The organism is Knoellia remsis (assembly GCF_003002895.1).
Taxonomy (GTDB): Bacteria; Actinomycetota; Actinomycetes; order Actinomycetales; family Dermatophilaceae; genus Knoellia; species Knoellia remsis.
This window is the reverse complement of the sequence record NZ_PVTI01000003.1, coordinates 105,624-127,135: the sequence shown is the minus strand read 5'-3', so window position 1 is coordinate 127,135 and position 21,512 is coordinate 105,624. Positions and strand designations below refer to the sequence as shown.

22 protein-coding genes are annotated in these 21,512 nt (G+C 69.3%); 19 read left to right on the top strand and 3 right to left on the bottom strand.

Translation table 11 applies throughout. The annotated features are described in order from the left end of the window. Positions 1 to 84 precede the first annotated feature (84 nt). The 11 genes from BCF74_RS17240 (at position 85) to BCF74_RS03000 (ending at position 8,661) form a co-directional block, all read left to right on the top strand. The gene (locus BCF74_RS17240; protein WP_170070113.1) at positions 85 to 516 is read left to right on the top strand and encodes a hypothetical protein; all 432 of its coding nucleotides are present in this window, start codon (positions 85 to 87) and stop codon (positions 514 to 516) included. Then, the gene (locus BCF74_RS03045) at positions 516 to 788 is read left to right on the top strand and encodes an AtpZ/AtpI family protein (RefSeq protein WP_106296481.1); all 273 of its coding nucleotides are present in this window, start codon (positions 516 to 518) and stop codon (positions 786 to 788) included. Before BCF74_RS17240 ends, BCF74_RS03045 begins: the two co-directional genes overlap by 1 nt. Positions 789 to 873: 85 nt before the next feature. After that, positions 874 to 1,683 carry a F0F1 ATP synthase subunit A gene (atpB, locus tag BCF74_RS03040; RefSeq protein WP_245889181.1) on the top strand — a complete coding sequence of 270 codons (810 nt, stop codon included), beginning with the start codon at positions 874 to 876 and terminating at the stop codon, positions 1,681 to 1,683. A 111-nt stretch (positions 1,684 to 1,794) separates the two neighbouring features. After that, positions 1,795 to 1,995 carry an ATP synthase F0 subunit C gene (locus tag BCF74_RS03035; RefSeq protein ID WP_035902262.1) on the top strand — a complete coding sequence of 67 codons (201 nt, stop codon included), beginning with the start codon at positions 1,795 to 1,797 and terminating at the stop codon, positions 1,993 to 1,995. Between the two features lie 49 nt (positions 1,996 to 2,044). Next, positions 2,045 to 2,716 carry a F0F1 ATP synthase subunit B gene (locus BCF74_RS03030; RefSeq protein WP_106296480.1) on the top strand — a complete coding sequence of 224 codons (672 nt, stop codon included), beginning with the start codon at positions 2,045 to 2,047 and terminating at the stop codon, positions 2,714 to 2,716. Further along, entirely contained in the window at positions 2,716 to 3,525 is an 810-nt protein-coding gene (locus BCF74_RS03025) for a F0F1 ATP synthase subunit delta (RefSeq protein WP_106296479.1), read from the top strand. The genes BCF74_RS03030 and BCF74_RS03025 overlap by 1 nt, the downstream gene beginning before the upstream one ends. A 108-nt stretch (positions 3,526 to 3,633) precedes the next feature. Then, positions 3,634 to 5,271 (top strand): F0F1 ATP synthase subunit alpha, encoded by a 1,638-nt coding sequence (gene atpA, locus BCF74_RS03020; RefSeq protein ID WP_106296478.1) that lies wholly within the window; start codon positions 3,634 to 3,636, stop codon positions 5,269 to 5,271. A 135-nt stretch (positions 5,272 to 5,406) separates the two neighbouring features. Then, positions 5,407 to 6,312 carry a F0F1 ATP synthase subunit gamma gene (locus tag BCF74_RS03015; RefSeq protein WP_106296477.1) on the top strand — a complete coding sequence of 302 codons (906 nt, stop codon included), beginning with the start codon at positions 5,407 to 5,409 and terminating at the stop codon, positions 6,310 to 6,312. Positions 6,313 to 6,324: 12 nt separating this feature from the next. After that, complete coding sequence (atpD, locus tag BCF74_RS03010) at positions 6,325 to 7,782, top strand: F0F1 ATP synthase subunit beta (RefSeq protein WP_106296476.1); 1,458 nt, start codon at positions 6,325 to 6,327, stop codon at positions 7,780 to 7,782. Between the two features lie 165 nt (positions 7,783 to 7,947). Further along, the gene (locus BCF74_RS03005) at positions 7,948 to 8,217 is read left to right on the top strand and encodes a F0F1 ATP synthase subunit epsilon (RefSeq protein ID WP_106296475.1); all 270 of its coding nucleotides are present in this window, start codon (positions 7,948 to 7,950) and stop codon (positions 8,215 to 8,217) included. A 15-nt stretch (positions 8,218 to 8,232) separates the two neighbouring features. Then, on the top strand, positions 8,233 to 8,661 hold the full coding sequence (locus BCF74_RS03000) for a DUF2550 family protein (RefSeq protein ID WP_106296474.1): 429 nt from the start codon (positions 8,233 to 8,235) through the stop codon (positions 8,659 to 8,661). Positions 8,662 to 8,695: 34 nt separating this feature from the next. On the opposite strand, the gene BCF74_RS02995 is transcribed toward BCF74_RS03000, so the two are convergent. After that, on the bottom strand, positions 8,696 to 9,379 hold the full coding sequence (locus BCF74_RS02995) for a cob(I)yrinic acid a,c-diamide adenosyltransferase (protein WP_106296473.1): 684 nt from the start codon (positions 9,377 to 9,379) through the stop codon (positions 8,696 to 8,698). A 40-nt stretch (positions 9,380 to 9,419) separates the two neighbouring features. On the opposite strand from BCF74_RS02995, the gene BCF74_RS02990 reads away from it, so the two are divergent. The 5 genes from BCF74_RS02990 to BCF74_RS02970 all read left to right on the top strand — a co-directional run bounded on the left by BCF74_RS02990 (position 9,420) and on the right by BCF74_RS02970 (position 16,381). Then, complete coding sequence (locus tag BCF74_RS02990; RefSeq protein WP_170070112.1) at positions 9,420 to 10,508, top strand: heparan-alpha-glucosaminide N-acetyltransferase domain-containing protein; 1,089 nt, start codon at positions 9,420 to 9,422, stop codon at positions 10,506 to 10,508. A 202-nt stretch (positions 10,509 to 10,710) separates the two neighbouring features. Further along, positions 10,711 to 12,756 (top strand): protein meaA, encoded by a 2,046-nt coding sequence (locus BCF74_RS02985; RefSeq protein WP_106296568.1) that lies wholly within the window; start codon positions 10,711 to 10,713, stop codon positions 12,754 to 12,756. A 241-nt stretch (positions 12,757 to 12,997) separates the two neighbouring features. Continuing rightward, positions 12,998 to 14,416, top strand: coding sequence for an N-acetylglucosamine/diacetylchitobiose ABC transporter substrate-binding protein (gene ngcE, locus BCF74_RS02980; RefSeq protein WP_106296471.1), 1,419 nt, complete (start codon positions 12,998 to 13,000; stop codon positions 14,414 to 14,416). Between the two features lie 79 nt (positions 14,417 to 14,495). Beyond that, the gene (locus BCF74_RS02975) at positions 14,496 to 15,482 is read left to right on the top strand and encodes a carbohydrate ABC transporter permease (protein ID WP_106296470.1); all 987 of its coding nucleotides are present in this window, start codon (positions 14,496 to 14,498) and stop codon (positions 15,480 to 15,482) included. Then, positions 15,479 to 16,381 (top strand): carbohydrate ABC transporter permease, encoded by a 903-nt coding sequence (locus tag BCF74_RS02970; protein WP_106296469.1) that lies wholly within the window; start codon positions 15,479 to 15,481, stop codon positions 16,379 to 16,381. Before BCF74_RS02975 ends, BCF74_RS02970 begins: the two co-directional genes overlap by 4 nt. Before the next feature lie 4 nt (positions 16,382 to 16,385). Here the strand turns inward: BCF74_RS02970 and BCF74_RS02965 are convergent, their stop codons facing one another. After that, positions 16,386 to 17,711 carry a GNAT family N-acetyltransferase gene (locus BCF74_RS02965; RefSeq protein WP_106296468.1) on the bottom strand — a complete coding sequence of 442 codons (1,326 nt, stop codon included), beginning with the start codon at positions 17,709 to 17,711 and terminating at the stop codon, positions 16,386 to 16,388. A gap of 71 nt (positions 17,712 to 17,782) precedes the next feature. On the opposite strand from BCF74_RS02965, the gene BCF74_RS02960 reads away from it, so the two are divergent. Then, positions 17,783 to 18,406 (top strand): histidine phosphatase family protein, encoded by a 624-nt coding sequence (locus BCF74_RS02960; RefSeq protein ID WP_170070111.1) that lies wholly within the window; start codon positions 17,783 to 17,785, stop codon positions 18,404 to 18,406. 11 nt (positions 18,407 to 18,417) lie between these two features. On the opposite strand, the gene nucS is transcribed toward BCF74_RS02960, so the two are convergent. Further along, positions 18,418 to 19,113: an endonuclease NucS gene (gene nucS / locus BCF74_RS02955; RefSeq protein WP_106296466.1), complete on the bottom strand. Its 696-nt coding sequence runs from the start codon at positions 19,111 to 19,113 to the stop codon at positions 18,418 to 18,420. Between the two features lie 64 nt (positions 19,114 to 19,177). Here nucS and BCF74_RS02950 point away from each other — a divergent pair, with 64 nt between their 5' ends. Together BCF74_RS02950 and BCF74_RS02945 are read left to right on the top strand one after the other, a co-directional pair. Then, positions 19,178 to 19,594 (top strand): hypothetical protein, encoded by a 417-nt coding sequence (locus BCF74_RS02950; RefSeq protein WP_106296465.1) that lies wholly within the window; start codon positions 19,178 to 19,180, stop codon positions 19,592 to 19,594. 97 nt (positions 19,595 to 19,691) lie between these two features. Further along, entirely contained in the window at positions 19,692 to 21,470 is a 1,779-nt protein-coding gene (locus BCF74_RS02945; protein ID WP_106296464.1) for a 3-hydroxyacyl-CoA dehydrogenase family protein, read from the top strand. Positions 21,471 to 21,512: the final 42 nt, after the last annotated feature.

Genomic DNA, 21,512 nt, shown 5'->3' with positions numbered 1-21,512 from the left:
CGGTTCGACGGCCAGTTGGCCCGCCCGGGGGCGCTTGTGATAGTTTTCACAAGCACCCGGAACGACCTCGACGGAGAGCCACCAGTGACCACCAACCGCGCGCCACGGACCCCGGTCCGGATGATGCTGCGCGGCGCTCTCGTCCCCGGGATGATCGCCCTGATCGTCCTCGCCGGAGCCTTCTGGGCGTATGCCGGTGAGCACGCCGCGCTCTCGGCTCTCGCGGGTGCCGCGACCGTCTTCGTCGTGCTGCTCGCGGGGCTGTTCGGCATCACGGCAGTCGTCATGGGGTCGACTGCGACGTCCATGGCGGGGGCGGGTGTCGTCTACCTCGGCCAGCTCATCCTCATCGCCGCCGTCGTCCTCGTGCTGCGTCGCGTCGACTGGCTCGACGGGCGGGCGTTCGCGCTCGCGGCCATCGTCCAGACGCTCGTGATGCAGGTCGGCCAGATCGCCGGCTACATCCGCTCCCGCCAGGAGATCCACCCCGGCGCGCTCGACGGGGGAGCCCGGTGATGGTCGAGGAGCGCCGCATCCCCAAGGGCGTCGAGGGGCACGAGCCGTTCTCGACCTGGCACGACGACCCCGAGAAGCCCAGCGCGACCGCGCGGGCCGACGCGCTCGGCGCGACCGTCATCGCCTACCTCATCACCGGACCGGCGCTCTTCGGGGCGATCGGCTGGGGACTCGACCGCCTGCTCGGCACCGGCTTCCTCGTCGTCGTGGGGATCCTCGTCGGGATGGGGCTGTCGCTGTACACCATCTGGCTCCGGTACGGTACGTCGTGACGCCCCTGACCGCCGGACGCACGCGACTCGTGACCGAGCCGCCATCGCAGGGTGCGCCCATCACCATGAACGAGGAGATCGACCTGTGATCCTGACTGCGCTCACCGCAGGGACCACGACCGCCGTCCCCGGAGCCGAAGGCGGGGAGGGTGGTTTCTCGCCACCGACTCCGGACATCTTCTGGCTGCCGGTCGGAGGCACCTTCATCACCGAGCAGATGGTCTGGGGTGGCATCTCCGTCCTCATCCTCAGCGTCGTCATGGTCGCCCTGTCGAAGAACGCTGCCGTCGTCCCGTCCAAGGGCCAGTGGATGATGGAGGGCTTCTACAACCTCGCCCGCAACGGCATCGCCCGCGACATGATCGGGTCCAAGGACTTCCTGCGCTTCGCGCCGCTGCTCTTCAGCCTCTTCTCGCTCATCCTGCTGAACAACTGGTTCGGCATCCTCCCCCCGGTCATGAACCCGACGTTCGGCAAGATCGGCTTCCCCATCGCGCTGACGCTCGTCGTCTACGTGGTCTACCACTGGATCGGCTTCAAGAAGCACGGCGTCAAGGGCTACTTCGCGCACATGGTGCCCGACGGTCTGCCCGGGTGGATCCGCCCCGCCATCTTCGTCCTCGAGCTCATCACGTACTTCGTCACCCGGCCGCTCACGCTCGCCCTGCGACTCTTCGGCAACATGTTCGCTGGCCACATGCTCATCGTGCTCTTCGTCAGCGCCGGCGCCTACTTCCTCACCCAAGACGTGCTCTTCAAGCTGCTCTCGGTGCCGACCTTCCTCATGGCCGCGGTCATGGTCGTCTTCGAGGCGCTCGTGCAGTTCCTTCAGGCCTACGTCTTCACCCTCCTGTCGGCGAGCTACATCGCCGGCGCCCTCGCCGACGACCACTGAGCCGTCGACCCACCCGCTGCTCCACCCGTACAACTGCATAGCTCCACCCCCGTTCTTCCTCCGCGGCACTCGGCCACGGAGGGACCACAGAAACACGAAAGAGGATTCATCGTGGAAGGCAACCTCTCGCTCGTCGGCTACGGCCTTGCGACCATCGGCCCGGCCATCGCCGTCGGCCTGATCTTCGCCGCCTACATCAACGGCGTGGCCCGTCAGCCCGAGGCCCGCAACCTCCTGCAGCCGATCGCCATTCTCGGCTTCGCGCTCGCCGAGGCGCTCGCGATCTTCGGCCTGGTGCTCTTCTTCCTCTGATCCTGAGGATCACCACCTCCGACCCGGCACGAAGCACTAGGAGTACCCCGTGCAGTTCACCGACACCGCATCGTCGGTCGTGTCCTTGGCAGCGTCCGAGGGCCCCAAGATGCCGCTCATCCCGTACATCCCCGAGCTGATCTTCGGCTTCGTGATGATCGGGATCCTCTACCTGGTCGTCTCCAAGAAGGTCGTCCCCAACCTGGAGAAGGCCTACGAGGAGCGCCGCGCCGCCATCGAGGGCGGCATGGAGCAGGCAGAGGAGGCCCAGGCCCAGGCCCAGGCCGCACTGCAGCAGTACGAGGCGCAGCTGCACGAGGCCCGCACCGAGGCCAACGCCATCCGTGAGGAGGCGCGTGCCGAGGGTGCCTCGATCGTCGCCGAGATGCGCGACAAGGCGCAGGCCGAGGCGAACCGGATCACCGAGTCCGCGAGCCGGCAGATCGAGGCCGAGCGCCAGCAGGCCCTCGTCTCGCTCCGCTCGGAGGTCGGCACCATGTCGACCACCCTCGCGAGCCGGATCGTCGGGGAGTCCCTCGAGGACGAGGTGCGCCAGAAGGGCATCATCGACCGCTTCCTCGCCGACCTCGAGAGCGGCACCGTCCGCCCGGAGAAGGTCAGCGCGGAGGCGACCGTCGCGGCCCCGGCGTCCTCGGCCGGCGCGACGGAGCAGGGTCAGCTCGACCTCGGCACGGATGGCACCGCGGGGCGGGACGCCTGATGCGTGGCAGCTCCCGTGGCGCACGACGCGCGGCCGAGGAGGCCCTCGGCCGCGCGCTCGACGGCGTCGACCGGGCCGAGCTCGCCGAGCAGCTCTTCGCGATCGGTCGCACCATCGACAGCGACGTGTCGCTGCGTCGCGCACTCGCCGACCCCTCCCGCGACGGAGAGGCCAAGCGCGCTCTCGCGGACCGTCTCTTCGGCGGCAAGGTGAGCGAGGCGGCGAGCACCCTCACCGGTGAGGTCGTCGCCCAGCGCTGGTCGGAGGAGGGCGACCTCGGCGACACGCTCGAGGCCCTCGCGGTCAGCGCGCTGCTCGCGAGCGCGGAGAAGGCCGGGCGCATCGACGACGTCGAGGACGAGCTCTTCCGCTTCGAGCGGGTCGTCGCCGCCGACGCCGAGCTGCGCGACATCCTCTCGAGCCGCAACACCGACGCCACCGGCAAGGCCGGCGTCGTGCGCAAGCTGCTCGAGGGCAAGGCCTCGCCCGAGACCGTGCGCCTCGCCGAGCAGGCCGTCCTCGTCCCCCGGGGCCGCCGGCTCGACCGGGTGCTCGAGGAGTACCTGCGCCTCGCCACGACCCGTCGTGACGAGCTCACCGCCCTCGTGACGAGCGCGGTCCCTCTTGACGCTCGCCAGGAGCACCGGCTCGCGAACGCGCTGCGTGACATCTACGGCAAGAAGGTCAGCATCCGCAGCGTCATCGACGAAGGCGTCATCGGTGGCATCCGCGTCCAGGTCGGCGACGAGGTCGTCGACGGCACCGTCCAGCGGCGCCTCGACACGGTCCGCCAGGACCTCAGCGGCTGACCCCGGGTCGCGTCCACGCGACCGGCACGCACGGCATACAAGAGAACACGCACCACCGACACCACACTTCCGGCTCAGCAGGAGCCGCAACAAGGAGAAGAGATCACAATGACGGAGCTCTCGATCCGTCCGGAGGACATCCGGGACGCGCTGGACAGCTATGTCCAGTCCTACGAGCCCGGCGCGGCCTCCCGCGAAGAGGTCGGCCGAGTCATCGACGCCGGTGACGGCATCGCCCACGTCGAGGGCCTGCCCTCGGCCATGACCAACGAGCTGCTCGAGTTCGAGGACGGCACGCTGGGCCTCGCGCTCAACCTCGACGTCCACGACATCGGTGTCGTCATCCTCGGTGACTTCTCCAAGATCGAGGAGGGCCAGGAGGTCAAGCGCACCGGCGAGGTCCTCTCCGTCCCCGTCGGCGACGGCTTCCTCGGCCGCGTGGTCGACCCGCTCGGCAACCCCATCGACGGTCTCGGCGACATCGACAGCACCGAGCGCCGCGCGCTCGAGCTCCAGGCGCCGAACGTCGTCCAGCGCAAGTCGGTGCACCAGCCGCTGCAGACCGGCCTCAAGGCCGTCGACGCCATGACGCCCATCGGCCGTGGCCAGCGCCAGCTCATCATCGGCGACCGCCAGACCGGCAAGACCACGGTCGCGGTCGACACGATCATCAACCAGAAGGAGTTCTGGGAGACCGGCGACCCGGAGAAGCAGGTTCGCTGCATCTACGTCGCCATCGGCCAGAAGGGCTCGACCATCGCCGGCGTCAAGGGCACCCTCGAGGAGGCCGGCGCGATGGAGTACACCACCATCGTCGCGGCGCCCGCCTCGGACTCGGCCGGCTTCAAGTACCTCGCGCCGTTCACCGGCTCGGCCATCGGCCAGCACTGGATGTACGACGGCAAGCACGTCCTCATCGTCTTCGACGACCTGTCCAAGCAGGCCGAGGCCTACCGCGCGATGTCGCTGCTGCTGCGCCGCCCGCCGGGCCGCGAGGCCTACCCCGGTGACGTCTTCTACCTGCACTCCCGGCTGCTCGAGCGTTGCGCGAAGCTCAACGACGAGCTCGGCGCCGGCTCGATGACCGGCCTGCCGATCATCGAGACCAAGGCGGGCGACGTCTCGGCGTACATCCCGACGAACGTCATCTCCATCACTGACGGCCAGATCTACCTCCAGGCCGACCTGTTCAACGCGAACGTCCGCCCGGCTGTCGACGTCGGTGTGTCCGTCTCCCGCGTCGGTGGTGCCGCGCAGACCAAGGCGATGAAGTCGGTCTCCGGTCGCCTCAAGCTCGACCTCGCCCAGTACCGCGCGCTCGAGGCGTTCGCGATGTTCGCCTCCGACCTCGACCCGGCCTCCAAGGCCCAGCTGGCCAAGGGTGAGCGCCTCGTCGAGCTGCTCAAGCAGCCGCAGTCCTCGCCCTACCCGGTCGAGGAGCAGGTCGTCTCGGTGTGGGCGGGCACGACCGGCCAGCTCGACGACGTCGCGGTGGAGGACATCCGCCGCTTCGAGACCGAGTTCCTCGACCACCTGCGCCGCAGCAAGGGCGACCTGCTCGCGGCCATCCGTGAGTCGGGCAAGTTCGAGGAGTCGACCGAGGAGGCCCTCAAGGCCGAGATCGACTCCTTCAAGAAGGGCTTCGAGCCCTCGAACAAGGACACCGTCCCGGTCGGTGACGAGTCCGAGAGCGGCGACGACGCTCTCGACTCCGACCAGGAGCAGATCGTCCGCCAGAAGCGCTGACCCGTATGCCGGGTGGTCACCTCGGTGACCACCCGGCACCGGGAGCGGGCAGCGGCTCGCACGCGGACGGCATACCGGACGCGTCGGACACACAGACTTTCCAGGCAACACAGACACCACGAAAGGCGGAACGCCATGGGAGCGCAGATCCGGGAGTACCGGCAGCGCATCCGCTCCGTCAGCGCGACGAAGAAGATCACGCGGGCCATGGAGCTCATGGCCGCCTCGCGCGTCGTCAAGGCGCAGCAGGCGGTGCGCGAGTCCACCCCGTACGCGCGCGCCATCACCCGTGCCGTCTCGGCCGTCGCGACGTTCTCGAACGAGGACCACGTGCTCACGACGGAGAAGGAGACGGTGAAGCGCGCCGCGGTGCTCATCATCACCTCCGACCGCGGCCTCGCCGGGGCGTACAGTTCGGCGGTCATCAAGGAGTCCGAGCGGCTGCTGCAGCGGCTGCGCGACGAGGGCAAGGAGCCCGTGCCCTACCTCGTCGGGCGCAAGGCGGTCGGCTACTACACGTTCCGTGACCGGCCCTTCGCCGCCGAGTGGACCGGGGACTCCGAGAAGCCGAGCTTCGAGACGGCCCGCGAGATCGGTCGCCGCCTCGTCGACGACTTCCTCAAGGACTCCGACACCGAGGGCGGCGTCGACGAGGTCCACGTCGTCTACACGCGCTTCGTGTCGATGGTGACCCAGGAGCCCGAGGTCATCCGGCTGCTGCCGCTCGAGATCGTCGAGCAGGAGATGGCCGAGGCCGCGGACGCGGAGCTCTTCCCGCTTTACGAGTTCGAGCCGTCCGTCGAGGAGGTGCTCGACGCCCTCCTGCCGAAGTACGTCAACTCGCGGCTGTTCAACTGCATGCTGCAGGCGGCCGCCTCCGAGCTCGCGGCGCGCCAGCGCGCGATGAAGTCCGCGACGGACAACGCCGAGGAGCTCGTCAAGAAGTACACCCGACTGGCCAACCAGGCCCGTCAGGCCGAGATCACCCAAGAGATCAGCGAAATCGTCGGTGGCGCCAGCGCCCTGGCCGAGAGCAAGTGAGAGAGAACCGAAATGACTGCCACTGTCACTGAAGGCACCCAGGACACCCGCGAGGGCGGCGTCGGCCGGATCTCGCGGATCATCGGCCCGGTCGTCGACGTCGAGTTCCCCGTCGACGCGATGCCGGACCAGTACAACCTGCTGACCACCGAGGTCGAGCTCGGTGGCGAGGCCAAGAACCTCAACCTCGAGGTCGCCCAGCACATCGGCGACAACATGGTCCGCGCCATCTCCCTGCAGCCCACCGACGGCCTCGTCCGCGGCTCGCGCGTGCAGGACACGGGTGGCCCGATCACCGTGCCCGTCGGCGACGTGACCCTCGGCCACGTCTTCAACGCGACCGGTGACTGCCTCAACCTCGAGCCGGGCGAGACCCTCGACGTCACCGAGCGCTGGGGCATCCACCGCAAGGCTCCGAGCTTCGACCAGCTCGAGTCCAAGACCCAGATGTTCGAGACCGGCATCAAGGTCATCGACCTGCTCACCCCCTATGTGCAGGGTGGCAAGATCGGCCTCTTCGGTGGTGCCGGTGTCGGCAAGACCGTCCTCATCCAGGAGATGATCGCCCGCGTCGCCCGCGACCACGGTGGTGTCTCGACGTTCGCCGGTGTCGGTGAGCGCACCCGTGAGGGCAACGACCTCATGCACGAGATGGAGGAGGCCGGCGTCCTCGGCCAGACCGCCCTCGTCTTCGGCCAGATGGACGAGCCGCCGGGCACCCGTCTGCGCGTCGCCCTCTCGGCGCTGACGATGGCGGAGTACTTCCGCGACGTCCAGAACCAGGACGTGCTCCTCTTCATCGACAACATCTTCCGGTTCACCCAGGCCGGGTCCGAGGTGTCCACCCTCCTCGGTCGTATGCCGTCCGCTGTCGGCTACCAGCCGACGCTCGCCGACGAGATGGGCGTCCTCCAGGAGCGCATCACCTCGACGCGTGGTCACTCGATCACCTCGATGCAGGCGATCTACGTGCCGGCCGACGACTACACCGACCCGGCCCCGGCCACGACGTTCGCGCACCTCGACGCGACGACCGAGCTCTCGCGCGAGATCGCCTCGCTCGGTATCTACCCGGCCGTGGACCCGCTGACGTCGACCTCGCGCATCCTCGACCGTCGGTACATCTCCGAGGACCACTACAACACCGCGGTGCGCGTCAAGCAGATCCTCCAGCGCAACAAGGAGCTGCAGGACATCATCGCCATCCTCGGTATCGACGAGCTCTCCGAAGAGGACAAGATCCTCGTCAACCGGGCCCGTCGCATCCAGCGGTTCCTGTCGCAGAACACCTACGTCGCCAAGCAGTTCACCGGCATCGAGGGCTCGACGGTCCCGCTGGCCGACACCATCGAGGCGTTCACGAAGATCGCCGACGGCGAGTACGACCACGTCGCCGAGCAGGCCTTCTTCATGTGCGGTGGCCTCGACGACGTCGAGCGCCAGTGGGCCGAGATCCAGAAGAACCTGTGAGCCGAGCCTCTCGGTGACGATCGCAGGGCCGGTGCCGCACGCGGTGTCGGCCCTGCGGCATACCGGACGTATCGGTCGGGAGCCGACCACGCGGGAACCCGCTGCTGCGGAGCACTCCCGAGGCGCAGCTAGACTTCACCCCAACACCACTTCACGGAGGACCACGTGAGCCAGCTTCAGGTCGAACTCGTCGCCGCGGACCGCAAGGTCTGGGAGGGCGAGGCGAGCCAGGTGAGCGCCCGTTCGATCGAGGGCGAGCTCGGCATCATGCCCGGGCACACGCCCCTCCTCGGCGTGCTCGTCGAGGGCGACGTGACGATCCACGGTGAGGGCGGCAAGCGCACGGTCCGCATCGACGGCGGGTTCCTGTCCGTCGACCACGACCGGGTGACGATCCTCGCCGAGTCGGTCGACGCCGCCGAACTCGCGAAGTAGTCAGCGGAGCCGACCATGTCGCCGATCGTCACCGCCGAGATCGTTCTCGCGGTGGCGCTCGCCCTCGTCGCGCTCTGCGTGGTCTTCGTCTGGCTGCGGCGACGCTGGATCTCCGGCGGTCAGCCGCTGATGATCTGTGCCGTCCGGACGGCGGACCGGCGCTGGCGGCTCGGCCTGGCCCGCATCGCCGACGACCGGCTCGACTGGTTCTCGGTCGTCGGCCCCTCCCTGCGGCCGGGCCACTCGTGGCGGCGTCGCGACCTCGACCTCGGTGCCCCGAAGCGACTCGCCGAGCCGGTGCCCGGCCTGCCCTCGGATGCCGTGAGCGTCGCCGGGCGCACCCACGACCACGCGTGCGAGCTGGCGCTCAGCCCGGCGGCATACACCGCCCTGCGCGCCTGGCTCGAGAGCAGCCCGCCCGGCTTCAACGTCAACGTCGCCTGACCCGCCGGGCCGGCGCACGGCCCGATTCCGGCGCTCAGTCGTCGTCGGTGGTGGGGTCGTCCGTGTCCGGCACACCCGCAGCGGCGGGGGAGCGGCGCTCCTTCTCCGGTGCCTCGGAGCGGCCGCCGCCGGGCTGCCAGAGGACGTCGCCGCCGGCGTCGAGGTTGGCCACGCGCGCGAGGATGAAGAGCAGGTCCGAGAGCCGGTTGAGGTAGGCCGCGGCCACCGGGTTGACGCCACCGACACCCTTGCCGGTGCCCTCCTCGGTGCCGTGCTCCTCGATCGCCGCCCACGTCGTGCGCTCGGCGCGACGGACGACGGTCGTCGCCTGGTGCAGGTGGGCTGCCGCCACCGTGCCTCCGGGGAGGATGAACGACCGGAGCTTCTCGAGCTTGGCGTTCTGGGTGTCGCAGTCGGACTCGAGCTCGTCGACCCACTCCTGCTGCACGCGCAGCGGCGGGTACTCGGGGTCGCGCTGCAGCGGCGTCGAGAGGTCCGCGCCCACGTCGAAGAGGTCGTTCTGCACTCGCCGCAGGATCGCGCGGACGTCGTCGGTGAGCTCACCGGTTGCGAGGACCACGCCGATGACGGCGTTGGCCTCGTTGGCGTCGGCGTATGCCGCGAGGCGCGGGTCGGTCTTGCGCGTGCGGCTGAAGTCGCCGAGCCCGGTCGTACCGTCGTCGCCGGTGCGGGTGTAGATGCGGGTGAGGTTGACCATGGGCCCACCCTCTCACCCCCGCTGCTCCATACTCGTGGCCATGGTCACCGACGCCCCGACCGCTGGGCCTGCGCCCGTGTCCCGACCGGCCGAACGGGTCCTGTCGCTCGACGCCGCGCGCGGCCTCGCCGTCGTGGCGATGGTCGTCGCCCACGGACTGCCCTGGATCACGCCGCTCCTGTCGTCCCTGCCGAACTTCGTGCTGGCCCAGGTCAACGACACGGCGTCGCCGCTCTTCGCGCTCGTCATGGGCATCTCCGCCGGTCTCGTCTTCCCGGGACCGTCCGCGGGTCGGGGATTCGCGCGGGCGCTCGTGCGTGGCCTCGCCCTCGTCGCGCTCGGTGTCGGTCTCGAGCAGTTCGACCACTGGGCCGCGGTCATCCTGCACATCCTCGGTGTCCTGCTCATCGTCGGCACTCCACTGCTGCTGCTCGGGACGCGCTGGCTGCTCGGCGTGGCGCTCGCCCTCGTCGCGATCTCGCCGTTCGTCATCACGGCGGTGACCCGGGCCGGTGGCGGCGAGCCCGGCGGCCTCCCGCCCACCGCGGACTGGGCGAGCAACCCGCTCGTCGAGTGGCTCGTCCTCAACACCCACTACCGGGTGCTCACCCTGCTGCCGCTCTTCCTCCTCGGCGCGGTGCTCGCGCGGCGCGGGCTCCGGGACGAACGCGCCGCGTGGTGGTGCCTCATCGGCGGCCTCACGATGGCCTGGCTCAGCTACGCCCTCGAGCTGCTCGGCGTCGCCGTCGTCTTCTCCGGTGACTTCCCCGACCAGCTGCAGGAGAACGGTCTGGCGCTCGCGGCATACGGTCTCGTCACGGTGGTCGCGCTGGGAGGTGAGGGCCGCGCCGACGGTGTGGGTGCCCGCCTGCTGCGGCCGTTCGCCCTCATCGGGCGGGTGGCACTCTCGCTCTACGTCGGGCACGTGCTCTTCCTCGTGCCGCTCATCGACCGGTGGTCCCCGCCGAGCTGGACCCCGTTCGTCATCTTCGTCGTCGGGTGCCTCTTCGTGTCGTGGGCATGGGCGCGGTTCATCGGTCCCGGACCGATCGAGTGGCTGCTCGACCGCATCTCGCCGTCCCGGCGCCCACCTGCGGTGTCGCGGGGCCGGAGTGCGGCTTCCGCGTGAGGACCGTCACCCGCGTGAGCACTCTCACCGCCTGAGCCACTGTCCCGCCCGTGGGGCCGCCGGTAGCGTCGAGCGCATGCCCGAAGACCGTCCCGACGCCGCTGCCGCCGCCGACTCCGCCACGGCACCCGAGGCCGCCGAGGCTGCTGCCACGACCGAGGCGGCCGAGCCTGCGCGTCCGGAGCGCGACCGCCCGTGGGTCATGCGGACGTATGCCGGTCACTCCAGTGCCGCGGCGAGCAACGCGCTCTACCGGCGCAACCTCGAGAAGGGCCAGACGGGGCTGTCGGTCGCCTTCGACCTGCCGACCCAGACCGGCTACGACCCCGACCACGTCCTCGCCCGCGGCGAGGTGGGCAAGGTCGGGGTGCCGATCTCGCACATCGGCGACATGCGCGCGCTCTTCGACCAGATCCCCCTCGGGCAGATGAACACGTCGATGACGATCAACGCGACGGCGATGTGGCTGCTCGCGCTCTACCAGGTGGCGGCCGAGGAGCAGGCCGCGGCCGCGGGTGAGGACCCTGCCGGGATCGTCCGGGCGCTCGCCGGGACGACGCAGAACGACATCATCAAGGAGTACCTGTCGCGCGGGACCTACGTGTTCGCGCCCGGGCCCTCGCTGCGGCTCATCACCGACGTCATCTCCTACACGGTCGCCGAGATCCCCAAGTGGAACCCGATCAACATCTGCAGCTACCACCTGCAGGAGGCCGGCGCCACGCCCGTGCAGGAGATCGCGTACGCGATGTCGACGGCCATCGCCGTCCTCGACGCGGTGCGTGACTCGGGACAGGTGCCGCCGGAGCGGTTCGGCGAGGTCGTCGCCCGCATCTCGTTCTTCGTCAACGCCGGGGTGCGGTTCGTCGAGGAGATGTGCAAGATGCGCGCCTTCGTCGAGCTCTGGGACGAGCTGACCCGCGAGCGCTACGGCGTCACCGACGCCAAGCAGCGGCGCTTCCGCTATGGCGTGCAGGTCAACTCGCTCGGCCTCACCGAGGCCCAGCCGGAGAACAACGTCCAGCGCATCGTCCTCGAGATGCTCGCGGTCACGCTGTCCAAGGACGCGCGTGCTCGCGCGGTGCAGCTGCCGGCGTGGAACGAGGCGCTCGGCCTGCCCCGGCCGTGGGACCAGCAGTGGTCGCTGCGCATGCAGCAGGTGCTGGCCTTCGAGTCCGACCTGCTCGAGTACGACGACCTCTTCGCCGGCTCGACCGTCGTCGAGGCCAAGGTCGCCGAGCTCGTCGCCGGGGCTCGGGCCGAGATGGCCCGCGTGTCCGAGCTGGGTGGCGCCGTCGCGGCCGTCGAGAGTGGCTACATGAAGTCGGCCCTGGTCGCCTCGCATGCCCTGCGGCGACAGCGGATCGAAGCCGGCGAGGACGTCATCGTCGGGGTCAACAAGTTCGAGTCGACCGAGCCGAACCCGCTCACCGCCGACCTCGACACCGCGATCCAGACGGTCGACCCCGGGGTCGAGGCGGCTGCGGCCGCTGCGGTGCGCCAGTGGCGCGAGCAGCGCGACGCCGACCCCGAGCGCCGGGACCGGGCTGCCGCCGCGATGGAGCGGCTGCGCGAGGTCGCCGCGACCGACGAGAACCTCATGGAGGCGACGCTCGAGTGCGCCCGCGCCGAGGTGACGACGGGGGAGTGGGCCCAGGCGCTGCGCGACGTCTTCGGCGAGTTCCGTGCACCGACCGGCGTGAGCGGGTCCGTGGGCCTTGCCGGAGGAACAGCCGGGACCGAGCTCGCCGCCGTCCGCGAGCGGGTCGCCGAACTGCGTGACGAGCTGGGCGAGACGCTGCGCGTCCTCGTCGGCAAGCCGGGCCTCGACGGCCACTCCAACGGTGCCGAGCAGATCGCCGTGCGGGCCCGCGACGCCGGGTTCGAGGTGATCTACCAGGGGATTCGGCTCACGCCGGACCAGATCGTCGCGGCCGCCGTCTCCGAGGACGTCCACCTCGTCGGCATCTCGATCCTGTCGGGCTCGCACATGGAGCTCGTGCCCGAGGTCCTCGACGGCCTGCGCGAGGCCGGGGCGGGGGACATCCCGGTCATCGTCGGCGGCATCATCCCCGAGTCCGACGCGGCTCGGCTCAAGCAGGCGGGCGTCGCCGAGGTGTTCACGCCCAAGGACTTCGGACTCAACGACATCATGAGCCGCTTCGTCGACGTCATCCGCGAGGCACGGCATACGGACGGGACGGACGGGCGACCGCACGAGAAGGCGCCCAGCCCCGCTCCGGTCTAGACCGTTATCGGGCCGCAACCGGACTGAGAGCCCAAACACACCCGCCCACGATCGTCGTGTGGGACGGTGACCTCGGCACGCACCCTGAAGTGCGCGATGTGATTGATCGTGACTGCTTTTGGCGGAATCCTTGACATAGTCGCTCACTTTCGTGGCACAGTGTCTCCACTGCGCCACCCACGCAGTGCGGCTCACGCGGACGGTAACGACGCCGTCCGGGACCTGAGGAAGTAGGGAAACGATGGACCCTCGAGGGAACCAGATGGACCGGCGCTCGGTCCTCCGGCTGGCGTTTGCGGGAGGTGTCGCACTGCCGGCCCTCGCCCTGACCGGATGCGCCACCGGTGGCGGCGGTAGCGAGACGAACACCGGCGGCGGCGCCGCGGGCGAGAAGAGCGAGAAGAACCCGTTCGGCATGGCCGACAGTGGCACCGTCGAGGCGGTCATCTTCAACGGTGGCTACGGCTTCGACTACGTCACCTTCGCGGCCGACGTCGCGAAGAAGAACCACTCCGGCGTGACGTTCGACGTCAAGCCCTCCACGCAGATCGCGCAGGAGCTCCAGCCCCGCTTCGTCGGCGGCAACCCGCCGGACCTCATCGACAACTCCGGCGCGAACCAGATCGGTCTGACCACGATCGCCGAGCAGCTCGAGGACCTCAGCGACGTCTTCGAGGCCAAGAACCTCGAGGGCACGACGATCAAGGACACTCTCTACCCGGGTGTCGAGGCACCGGGCACCCTCAACGGCAAGCTCGTCGCGATCAACTACGTCCAGACGGTGTACGCCCTCTGGTACTCCGGCTCGCTCTTCGAGCAGAACGGCTGGACCGTCCCCAAGACGTGGGACGAGGCGATCGCCCTCGGCGCTCAGGCCAAGTCCAAGGGCAAGTTCCTCTTCCTCTGGGGCAAGGAGGCGGCGACGTACTACCAGACGCTCGCCATCGCCTCGGCCATCAAGGAGGGCGGCGACGAGGTCCGCCTCGCCCTCGAGAACCTCGAGGAGAAGTGCTGGTCCAACCCGGCGGTCCAGGGCGTGTTCAAGGCCATGGAGACGGTCATCAAGAACGGCTACGTCAAGCCCGGCGGCGGCGGCACCCAGTTCACCGCAGCCCAGGCGCAGTGGAGCAACGGCCAGGAGGCCCTGCTCTACCCCTCGGGCTCGTGGATCGAGAACGAGATGAAGGACCAGACCAAGGACGGCTTCAAGATGATGGGGGCCCCCGAGTTCACGCTCACGGGCAACTCGAAGATGCCCTACGAGGCCCTGCACGCGGCAGCCGGCGAGCCCTTCATCGTCCCCTCCAAGAGCAAGAACCCGGCGGGCGGCAAGGAACTGCTGCGGGTCATGCTGTCGAAGGAGGCCGCGACGAACTTCGCCAAGACGAAGCTCGCGCCGACCATCGTCAAGGACACCGTCCCGGCGGACGGCTTCGGGTCGACGGCACTGCAGTCGCAGAGCAAGATGCTCAGCGACGCCGGCGACAACGTCTTCACGTGGAAGTTCGTCGACAACTACGGCATGAACCAGGACATGCTCGTGCCGTGGAACGCCTTCCTGTCCGGCCAGATCGACGCTGCCAGGCTCACCACACAGCTGCAGGGCATCACGGACAAGGTCCGCAACGACCCGCAGGTCAAGAAGGAAAAGGTCAGCTGACCCCCGTGCCCGACCCGGCAGCCCGTGCCGGGTCGGGCACACCCTTGCCTCACTCTCCCCTCGAAGGACTCCTCACCCCATGAGCTCCGCCGTTCCCTCGGCCCCACCACAGACGGTGGGTCGGGCCCCGCGCTCGGCCCGCCGTCGCATGTCCGCGAACCGGCTCGTCTTCATCCTTGTGACGCTTGGGCTGCCGTTCGCGTTCTACACCCTCTTCGTGCTGTGGCCGTTCGCGCAGGCGTTCATCTACTCGCTGACGAACTGGAGCGGGTTCTCCCCGAACTTCGAGTTCGTCGGCCTGTCGAACTACACCGCGCTGCTGCAGAACGCCACCTTCCTCAAGGCGGTGCGCAACAACCTGCTCATGGCCGTGGTCATCCCCATCGTGACGATCGCGCTCGCCCTGGCCCTCGCGACGATGGTGACCGTGGGTGGCTCGAGCACGGGCGCCGTGCGCGGGCTCTCAAGGTCGTCCTTCTACCGGATCGTCTCGTTCTTCCCGTACACGATCCCCGCGATCGTCATCGGCCTCGTGTGGGCGCAGATGTTCGACCCGAGCAGCGGCCTCATCAACGGGCTGCTCACCGCGGTCGGGCTCGACCAGTTCCGCTCTTTCGCCTGGCTCGGCGAGGTCTCGACGGCGATGCCGGCGACGATGTTCGTCATCATCTGGGGGTTCGTCGGGTTCTACATGGTGCTCTTCATCGCCGCGATCAAGGGCATTCCCGCCGAGCTCTACGACGCCGCCCGGGTCGACGGCGCCGGCCGGCTGCGGATGACCTTCATGGTCACCATCCCCATGGTGCGCGACACGATCCAGACGGCCTACGTCTACCTCGGCATCCTCGCTCTCGACGCCTTCGTCTACATGGCCGCGCTCAACCCCAGCGGTGGCCCGCAGAACTCCACCCTGACGATGACGCAGGACCTCTTCAACACCGCGTTCAAGAAGGGTCAGTTCGGCATGGCCAGCGCCATGGGCGTCGTCCTCGCCGTGATGACCCTGCTCTTCGCCGCGATCGTCTTTGTCGTGATCCGGGCGATCAAGGGAAAGGACAACCGATGAGTGCCACGGACGTCTCCGCGAGGGCCACGTCGGGCCGGGCGACCCAGTCCCGCAACGAAAGTCCGACCGCGGGGTCGGACAAGGTCGTCACCGTCGTCTCGCACATCGTCCTGACGATCTGGTCGATCATCGTCATCCTGCCGCTGCTGTGGGTGTTCCTCTCCTCGTGGAAGACCACGCGCGAGATCTTCGACTCGCCGTTCGCGCTGCCGCAGACGTGGAGCTTCGACAACTATGTCGGGGCCTGGACCGACTCCGGCATCGGCAAGTACATGCTCAACTCCGTCATCGTCGTCGGATGCTCGCTCGTGCTCGTCATGATCCTCGGCGCGGCGGCGGCCTACACCCTCGCGCGGTTCACGTTCTTCGGCAGCCAGATCGTCTACTACCTCATCCTCGCCGGTCTGACGTTCCCGATCTTCCTCGCGATCGTCCCGCTGTTCTTCGTCCTGAAGAACCTCGGGCTGCTCAACACCCTCCCCGGGCTCATCGCCACCTATGTGGCCTTCGCGTTCCCCTTCACGGTGTTCTTCCTCTACCCCTTCTTCCGGGGACTGCCGAGCGAGATCGCCGAGGCTGCGGAGCTCGACGGGGCCGGGGAGTGGCGGACCTTCTTCCAGGTCATGCTCCCGATGGCCCGTCCCGGCATCGTGGCGATCGCGATCTTCAACTTCCTCGGACTGTGGAACCAGTTCCTCCTGCCCGTGGCGCTCAACACCAACGAGGACAACTACGTTCTCTCGCAGGGGATGGCGCGCTTCGCCTCACAGGCGGGGTATGCCGTGGACTTCGGCCAGCTCTTCGCCGCGGTCGTCATCACGATCGTCCCGGTGCTCGCGGTCTACATCTTCACCCAACGCCAGCTCCAGGGATCGCTCTCCCAGGGCACGATGAAGTAGCCGGTCAGAAGTGCGTCGCGCAGTGCGGCGTGGGGCCGCCGTCGGTGAGCTGGGCGAAGCGTCGTATGCCGTCCGCGCGGCCAACGATGCGGCCCGCCTCCGCGAGGTCGTCCACCCGGACGTCCCCGAGGTAGAGCGCGCCGAGTGCCTCGACGTCGAGCTCGACGTCCGCTGTGGCAGCTGACCGGCGCACGACCGCGGTGCCGCCCGAGGCGGTGACCGTCCACGTGCCGTCGGCGTGACCCAGGGCGTCACGGACGCGGATCGTCACCTCGTCGTCGGCGAACCATGGACGGGCGCTCAGTGCGGCGGCGACGTCGAGGATGCGCACCCAGACGTGGTCCGGTCGTCCAGTCGTCGTGATGACGCGCGGGTCGGTGACCGCCCAGGGGAGGGGGTCGAGGTTCGCCGTCCGGGCAACGGCAATGTCGGCGAGGTCGAGGTCGGCGACGAACTGCCACAACGCGATTCGCGCCGGCGGGGTCGCGCCGACGAGGTCGCCCACGCTGACCTCGCGGTGGTCGCCGGCGTCCTTGAACTTCCACGCGACGAACCCGTCCGGGCGCCCCTGCGCGTCCAGTCGGATCGCGACCCGGTGGGCCCGGTCCTCGCCCTGCTCCTCCCAGTCGTAGCCGCGCAGCCAGCCCTCGTAGTACGCGGGTCGCTCCAGGCTGCCTCGGGTCACCTCGTGGAACCGCTCGTATGCCGTCCGCACGGCATCCGACGCGTCCGGGTCGACGATGACGATCCGCTCGCCGTCGTCCGGCCGCTCGCGCAGCCGGAACCGTGACGTCGTGTCGATGCGGACCGCGTCCTCGTGGGTGGCGACGCCGAAGCCGAACCTTCCGTAGATCGACCCTTCGCTCGCGGTGAGCACCGCGAGGGGCAGGCCCTGGGCGGCCGCGTCGGCGAGGTTCGCCGTCATGAGCCGGCGCATGATGCCCCGGCGACGATGGGTCGGCGCGACGGTGACGTCGGTGATCATCCGCACCGGGAGCTGTCGGGAGCCCGTGTTGAGTCGCTTGGTGAGGTGACTGAAGGTCGCCACCGGGACGTCGGTCGCGAACGGCAGGCCGCCCCGCTCGTAGACGCCGCGAAGCCGGGAGCCGTCGGCGCGCAGCGCTGCCACCCACTTCGCGCGGTGCTCGTCGTCCGCGCGCTTCTCGTGGAAGGAGCGCAGCACGGCCTCGAGCCAGCCGTTCACCCTGTGCACCATCGCGTCCGAGTCGTCGTCGAGGTCGAGGTCGACGACCTCGAGGTCCATGCGCTCGAGATCGCTGCTCTCAAGGTGCATGACCTCGCGCTCGCTCATGGCGGTGTCGTCGCTCACGGCGCAAGCCAAGCGCACGCGAAGGCGCACTGTCGACCGAATTGGCGCGCGGACGGCATACCCTCGTGGACGTGAGCGATCTGCACTGTCCCGCAACGCTGCTCATCGCCCGGCACGGTGACGCGGACTACCCGCACGCGCGGGTGCTGTCCGACGAGGGCGGCTGGCTCACCGAGAAGGGGCAGGCGCAGGTGCGCGACCTCGCCGAGTCGGTGCGCTGGCGCAACATCGCCGCCGTCTGCACGAGCCGGATGCAGCGCGCCGTCGAGTCCGGCGCGGTGGCGGCAGAGGTGCTGGGAGTGCAGTCCCGGGTGGTCGAGGGGCTCGAGGAGTTCTCGGTCGGCGCCCTCGCGGGCCGCGAGCACGACGACCCCGAGCTGCTCGCGGTCTTCGAGGCATGGAAGGCCGGTGACCTCGGGACGTTCGTGCCCGGGGGCGAGAGCGGGCAGGCGGTGCTCGACCGCTACCGCGAGGCGCTGCAGGAGATCGCCGACCTGCACCGCGGCGAGAGCGTGCTGGTCTTCTCGCACGGGGGCGTCATGTCGTTCGCGCTGCCGCGGATGGGTGCGAACGTGCGCGCCGACCTCGCCGAGCGGATGTTCATGCCGAACTGTGCCGTGGCCGAGGTGGCCGTCGACGCCGACGGCATCGTCGTGCGCAGCTGGCCCGGCAGCGCCGACCGCTCCGTCGTGTAGGGGGCGAGGTCCTAGAACAGGCGGTGCTCGCTGTTGTCGATGCCCTTGAGCTCGTCGTAGTCGAGGACGACGCACCGGATGCCGCGGTCCTCGGCGAGGGTGCGCGCCTGCGGCTTGATCTGCTGTGCGGCGAAGATGCCGGTCACCGGTGCGAGGTGCGGGTCGCGGTTCATCAGCTCGAGGTAGCGGGTCAGCTGCTCGACGCCGTCGATCTCGCCGCGCCGCTTGATCTCGATGGCGACGGTCGCGCCGCTCGCGTCCTTGCACAGGATGTCGACGGGGCCGATGGCGGTCATGTACTCGCGCCGGGTGAGCGTCCAGCCGTCGCCGAGGGTCGTGATGTGCTCGGCGAGGAGCTTCTGGAGGTGGGCCTCGACGCCGTCCTTGACGAGTCCCGGGTCGACACCGAGCGCGTGGCTCGTGTCCGACAGCACCTCGTGCAGGCGCACCCGCAGCCGGTCCTCGGACTTCGCGTGCTGGACCACCCAGACCGCGGTGACGCCGTCGGCGGCCTCGTCCTCGCTCGGCTCGACCTCGGCCATCGCGCACGGTGGCGACATCCAGTTGAGCGGCTTGTAGGACCCGCCGTCGGAGTGGATGAGCACCGACCCGTCCGCCTTGACCATGAGCAGCCGGGTGGCGAGGGGCAGGTGAGCCGTGAGCCGGCCCTCGTAGTCGACACTGCACGTCGCAATCACCACTCGCACGCAGCCAACCCTAGAGGGTTGCCCCGCCCGGGAACCCGGCGCACACTCGAGGTGAGGTGAGCGCATGACCTACCTGCCGGCATACATCGCCGTGACCGCGGGAGTGGTCCTCGCGCTCGACGCCGCCCACGCGGTGCTGCGGTACGCCGCCACGGGGCACGCGCCGCGGCCGTACTCCGCCGTCACGGACCGGTGGGAGGAGTGGCGCGACGCGCAGATCCCGCCTCCTGCGCCGCCGACGCCCCAGGCCCTCTCGGCCGACCTGCGGCGGCTCGCCGATGAGGTGCAGGCCGTCACGGCGAGCTCGCGCCCGGCCAAGGCGCTGCACCTGCGGGCTGCGCTGCTCGCCTACGACGACGCGCTGCTGCGAGCCTGTCGCGAGCTGCACGTCGGGACGCCGGAGGGCGCGCGCAGCGGGATGAGCCCGGACGACCGCTTCCGCACCGAGTCGGCGCTGCTCGCGTCCGGCTTCGAGTGGTGACGACACGGACCGGTACGCAGGGTGACCGACCGGTGAGAGGACTCTCACGCACCCAAGCCCTCCACACGGCATACGGGCGGATGACAGACTCGCCGCCATGACACGGGAGTTCACCAAGGTCGGCGTCATCGGTCTGGGCACCATGGGTGCCGGCATCGTGGAGGTGTTCGCGCGCAACGGGATCGACGTCGTCGCCGTGGAGACCGACGACGAGGCCGTCGAGCGGGGCCGGTCCTTCCTCACGAAGTCGACGGGGCGCGCGCTCGAGCGCGGCAAGATCGACCAGGCCGCCTACGACGCGCTGCACGGGCACGTGACCTACGCGACCGAGCTCGAGGCGCTCGCCGACTGCCAGCTCGTCGTCGAAGCCGTGCCCGAGCACCTCGACCTCAAGAAGGACATCTTCGGGCGGCTCGACGCCATCGTCGCTCCCGACGCCATCCTCGCGACGAACACCTCGTCACTCCCCGTGACCGAGATCGCGGCGTCGACGAGCAACCCCAAGCGCGTCGTCGGCATGCACTTCTTCAACCCGGCGCCGGTGCTCCAGTTCGTCGAGGTCATTCGGACCGTCATCACCGCCGACGACGTCTTCGAGGACGTCAAGGCACTCGCCGAGCGGCTCGAGAAGAAGCCGGTCATCGTCGGCGACAAGGCCGGCTTCATCGCCAACGCGCTGCTCTTCGGCTACCTCAACCACGCCGTCGCGATGTACGAGTCGCGCTATGCCACCCGCGAGGACATCGACGCCGCGATGCGGCTCGGCTGCGGCTACCCCATGGGGCCGCTCGCGCTGCTCGACCTCATCGGTCTCGACACGGCATACGAGATCCTCGACACGATGTACAAGCAGGGCCGCGACCGGCTGCACGCACCCAGCCCGATCATCAAGCAGATGGTGAGCGCGGGTCTCAAGGGGCGCAAGACCGGACAGGGCTTCTACACGTATGCCGGTCCCGGCTCGCCCGAGGTGGTCGCGGACCGGCAGACGCCCACCGACGGCGTCGCCGAGGGCACGACGCTGCGCGAGGTGAGCTCGGTCGGCGTCGTCGGCTCCGGCACGATGGCGACCGGCATCATCGAGGTCTTCGCCAAGGCGGGCAAGGAGGTCACCTTCGTCGCCCGCAGTGAGGACAAGCTCGCTGGCGTCCGCGCGGCCATCGAGAAGTCGCAGGCCCGCGCGCTGGACAAGGGCCGCACGACCCAGGAGGACGTCGACGCCCTCCTGGCTCGCCTGCACCCGACGACGTCACGCGCCGACCTCGCCGAGGTCGACCTCGTCGTCGAGGCGATCGCCGAGGACCTCGACATCAAGCAGGAGCTCTTCCGCGAGCTCGACGAGATCTGCAAGCCCGGCGCCATCCTCGCGACGACGACCTCCTCGCTGCCGATCATCGACTGCGCCAAGGTGACCTCCCGGCCGCAGGACGTCATCGGCATGCACTTCTTCAACCCGGCGCAGGTCATGAAGCTCGTCGAGGTCGTGCACACGGTCTCGACGGGCGAGGACGTCATCGCGACGGTCCAGCAGCTGTGTCACGAGATCGGCAAGCACCCGGTGACCTGCGCCGACCGGTCGGGGTTCATCGTCAACGCGCTGCTCTTCCCCTACCTCAACGACGCCATCAAGATGCTCGAGGCGAACTACGCCAGCGCCGACGACATCGACACGGCGATGAAGACCGGCTGTGGCCTGCCCATGGGCCCGTTCGAGCTGCTCGACGTCGTGGGCCTCGACGTGTCGCTGGCCATCGAGCGGGAGCTCTACACCGAGTTCCGCGAGCGCGGCTATGCCCCGGCGCCGCTGCTCGAGCACCTCGTGACGGCGGGCTACCTCGGCCGCAAGACCGGGCGTGGGTTCCGCACCTACGCCTGACGGCCGCGGGTCCATCGCGCGGGTCCGGACGGAACCCGGAGG

What these genes read in the sequence shown, in the direction of transcription:
- ngcE (WP_106296471.1), top strand. Translation starts at nt 12,998, where the DNA reads ATGGACCCTCGAGGGAACCAGATGGACCGGCGCTCGGTCCTCCGGCTG.
- BCF74_RS03015 (WP_106296477.1), top strand. Translation starts at nt 5,407, where the DNA reads ATGGGAGCGCAGATCCGGGAGTACCGGCAGCGCATCCGCTCCGTCAGC.
- atpD (WP_106296476.1), top strand. Translation starts at nt 6,325, where the DNA reads ATGACTGCCACTGTCACTGAAGGCACCCAGGACACCCGCGAGGGCGGC.
- BCF74_RS02995 (WP_106296473.1), bottom strand. Translation starts at nt 9,379, where the DNA reads ATGGTCAACCTCACCCGCATCTACACCCGCACCGGCGACGACGGTACG.
- BCF74_RS02985 (WP_106296568.1), top strand. Translation starts at nt 10,711, where the DNA reads ATGCGGACGTATGCCGGTCACTCCAGTGCCGCGGCGAGCAACGCGCTC.
- BCF74_RS02970 (WP_106296469.1), top strand. Translation starts at nt 15,479, where the DNA reads ATGAGTGCCACGGACGTCTCCGCGAGGGCCACGTCGGGCCGGGCGACC.
- BCF74_RS02950 (WP_106296465.1), top strand. Translation starts at nt 19,178, where the DNA reads ATGACCTACCTGCCGGCATACATCGCCGTGACCGCGGGAGTGGTCCTC.
- BCF74_RS02945 (WP_106296464.1), top strand. Translation starts at nt 19,692, where the DNA reads ATGACACGGGAGTTCACCAAGGTCGGCGTCATCGGTCTGGGCACCATG.
- BCF74_RS02975 (WP_106296470.1), top strand. Translation starts at nt 14,496, where the DNA reads ATGAGCTCCGCCGTTCCCTCGGCCCCACCACAGACGGTGGGTCGGGCC.
- atpA (WP_106296478.1), top strand. Translation starts at nt 3,634, where the DNA reads ATGACGGAGCTCTCGATCCGTCCGGAGGACATCCGGGACGCGCTGGAC.
- BCF74_RS02990 (WP_170070112.1), top strand. Translation starts at nt 9,420, where the DNA reads ATGGTCACCGACGCCCCGACCGCTGGGCCTGCGCCCGTGTCCCGACCG.
- BCF74_RS03000 (WP_106296474.1), top strand. Translation starts at nt 8,233, where the DNA reads ATGTCGCCGATCGTCACCGCCGAGATCGTTCTCGCGGTGGCGCTCGCC.
- BCF74_RS03045 (WP_106296481.1), top strand. Translation starts at nt 516, where the DNA reads ATGGTCGAGGAGCGCCGCATCCCCAAGGGCGTCGAGGGGCACGAGCCG.
- BCF74_RS03025 (WP_106296479.1), top strand. Translation starts at nt 2,716, where the DNA reads ATGCGTGGCAGCTCCCGTGGCGCACGACGCGCGGCCGAGGAGGCCCTC.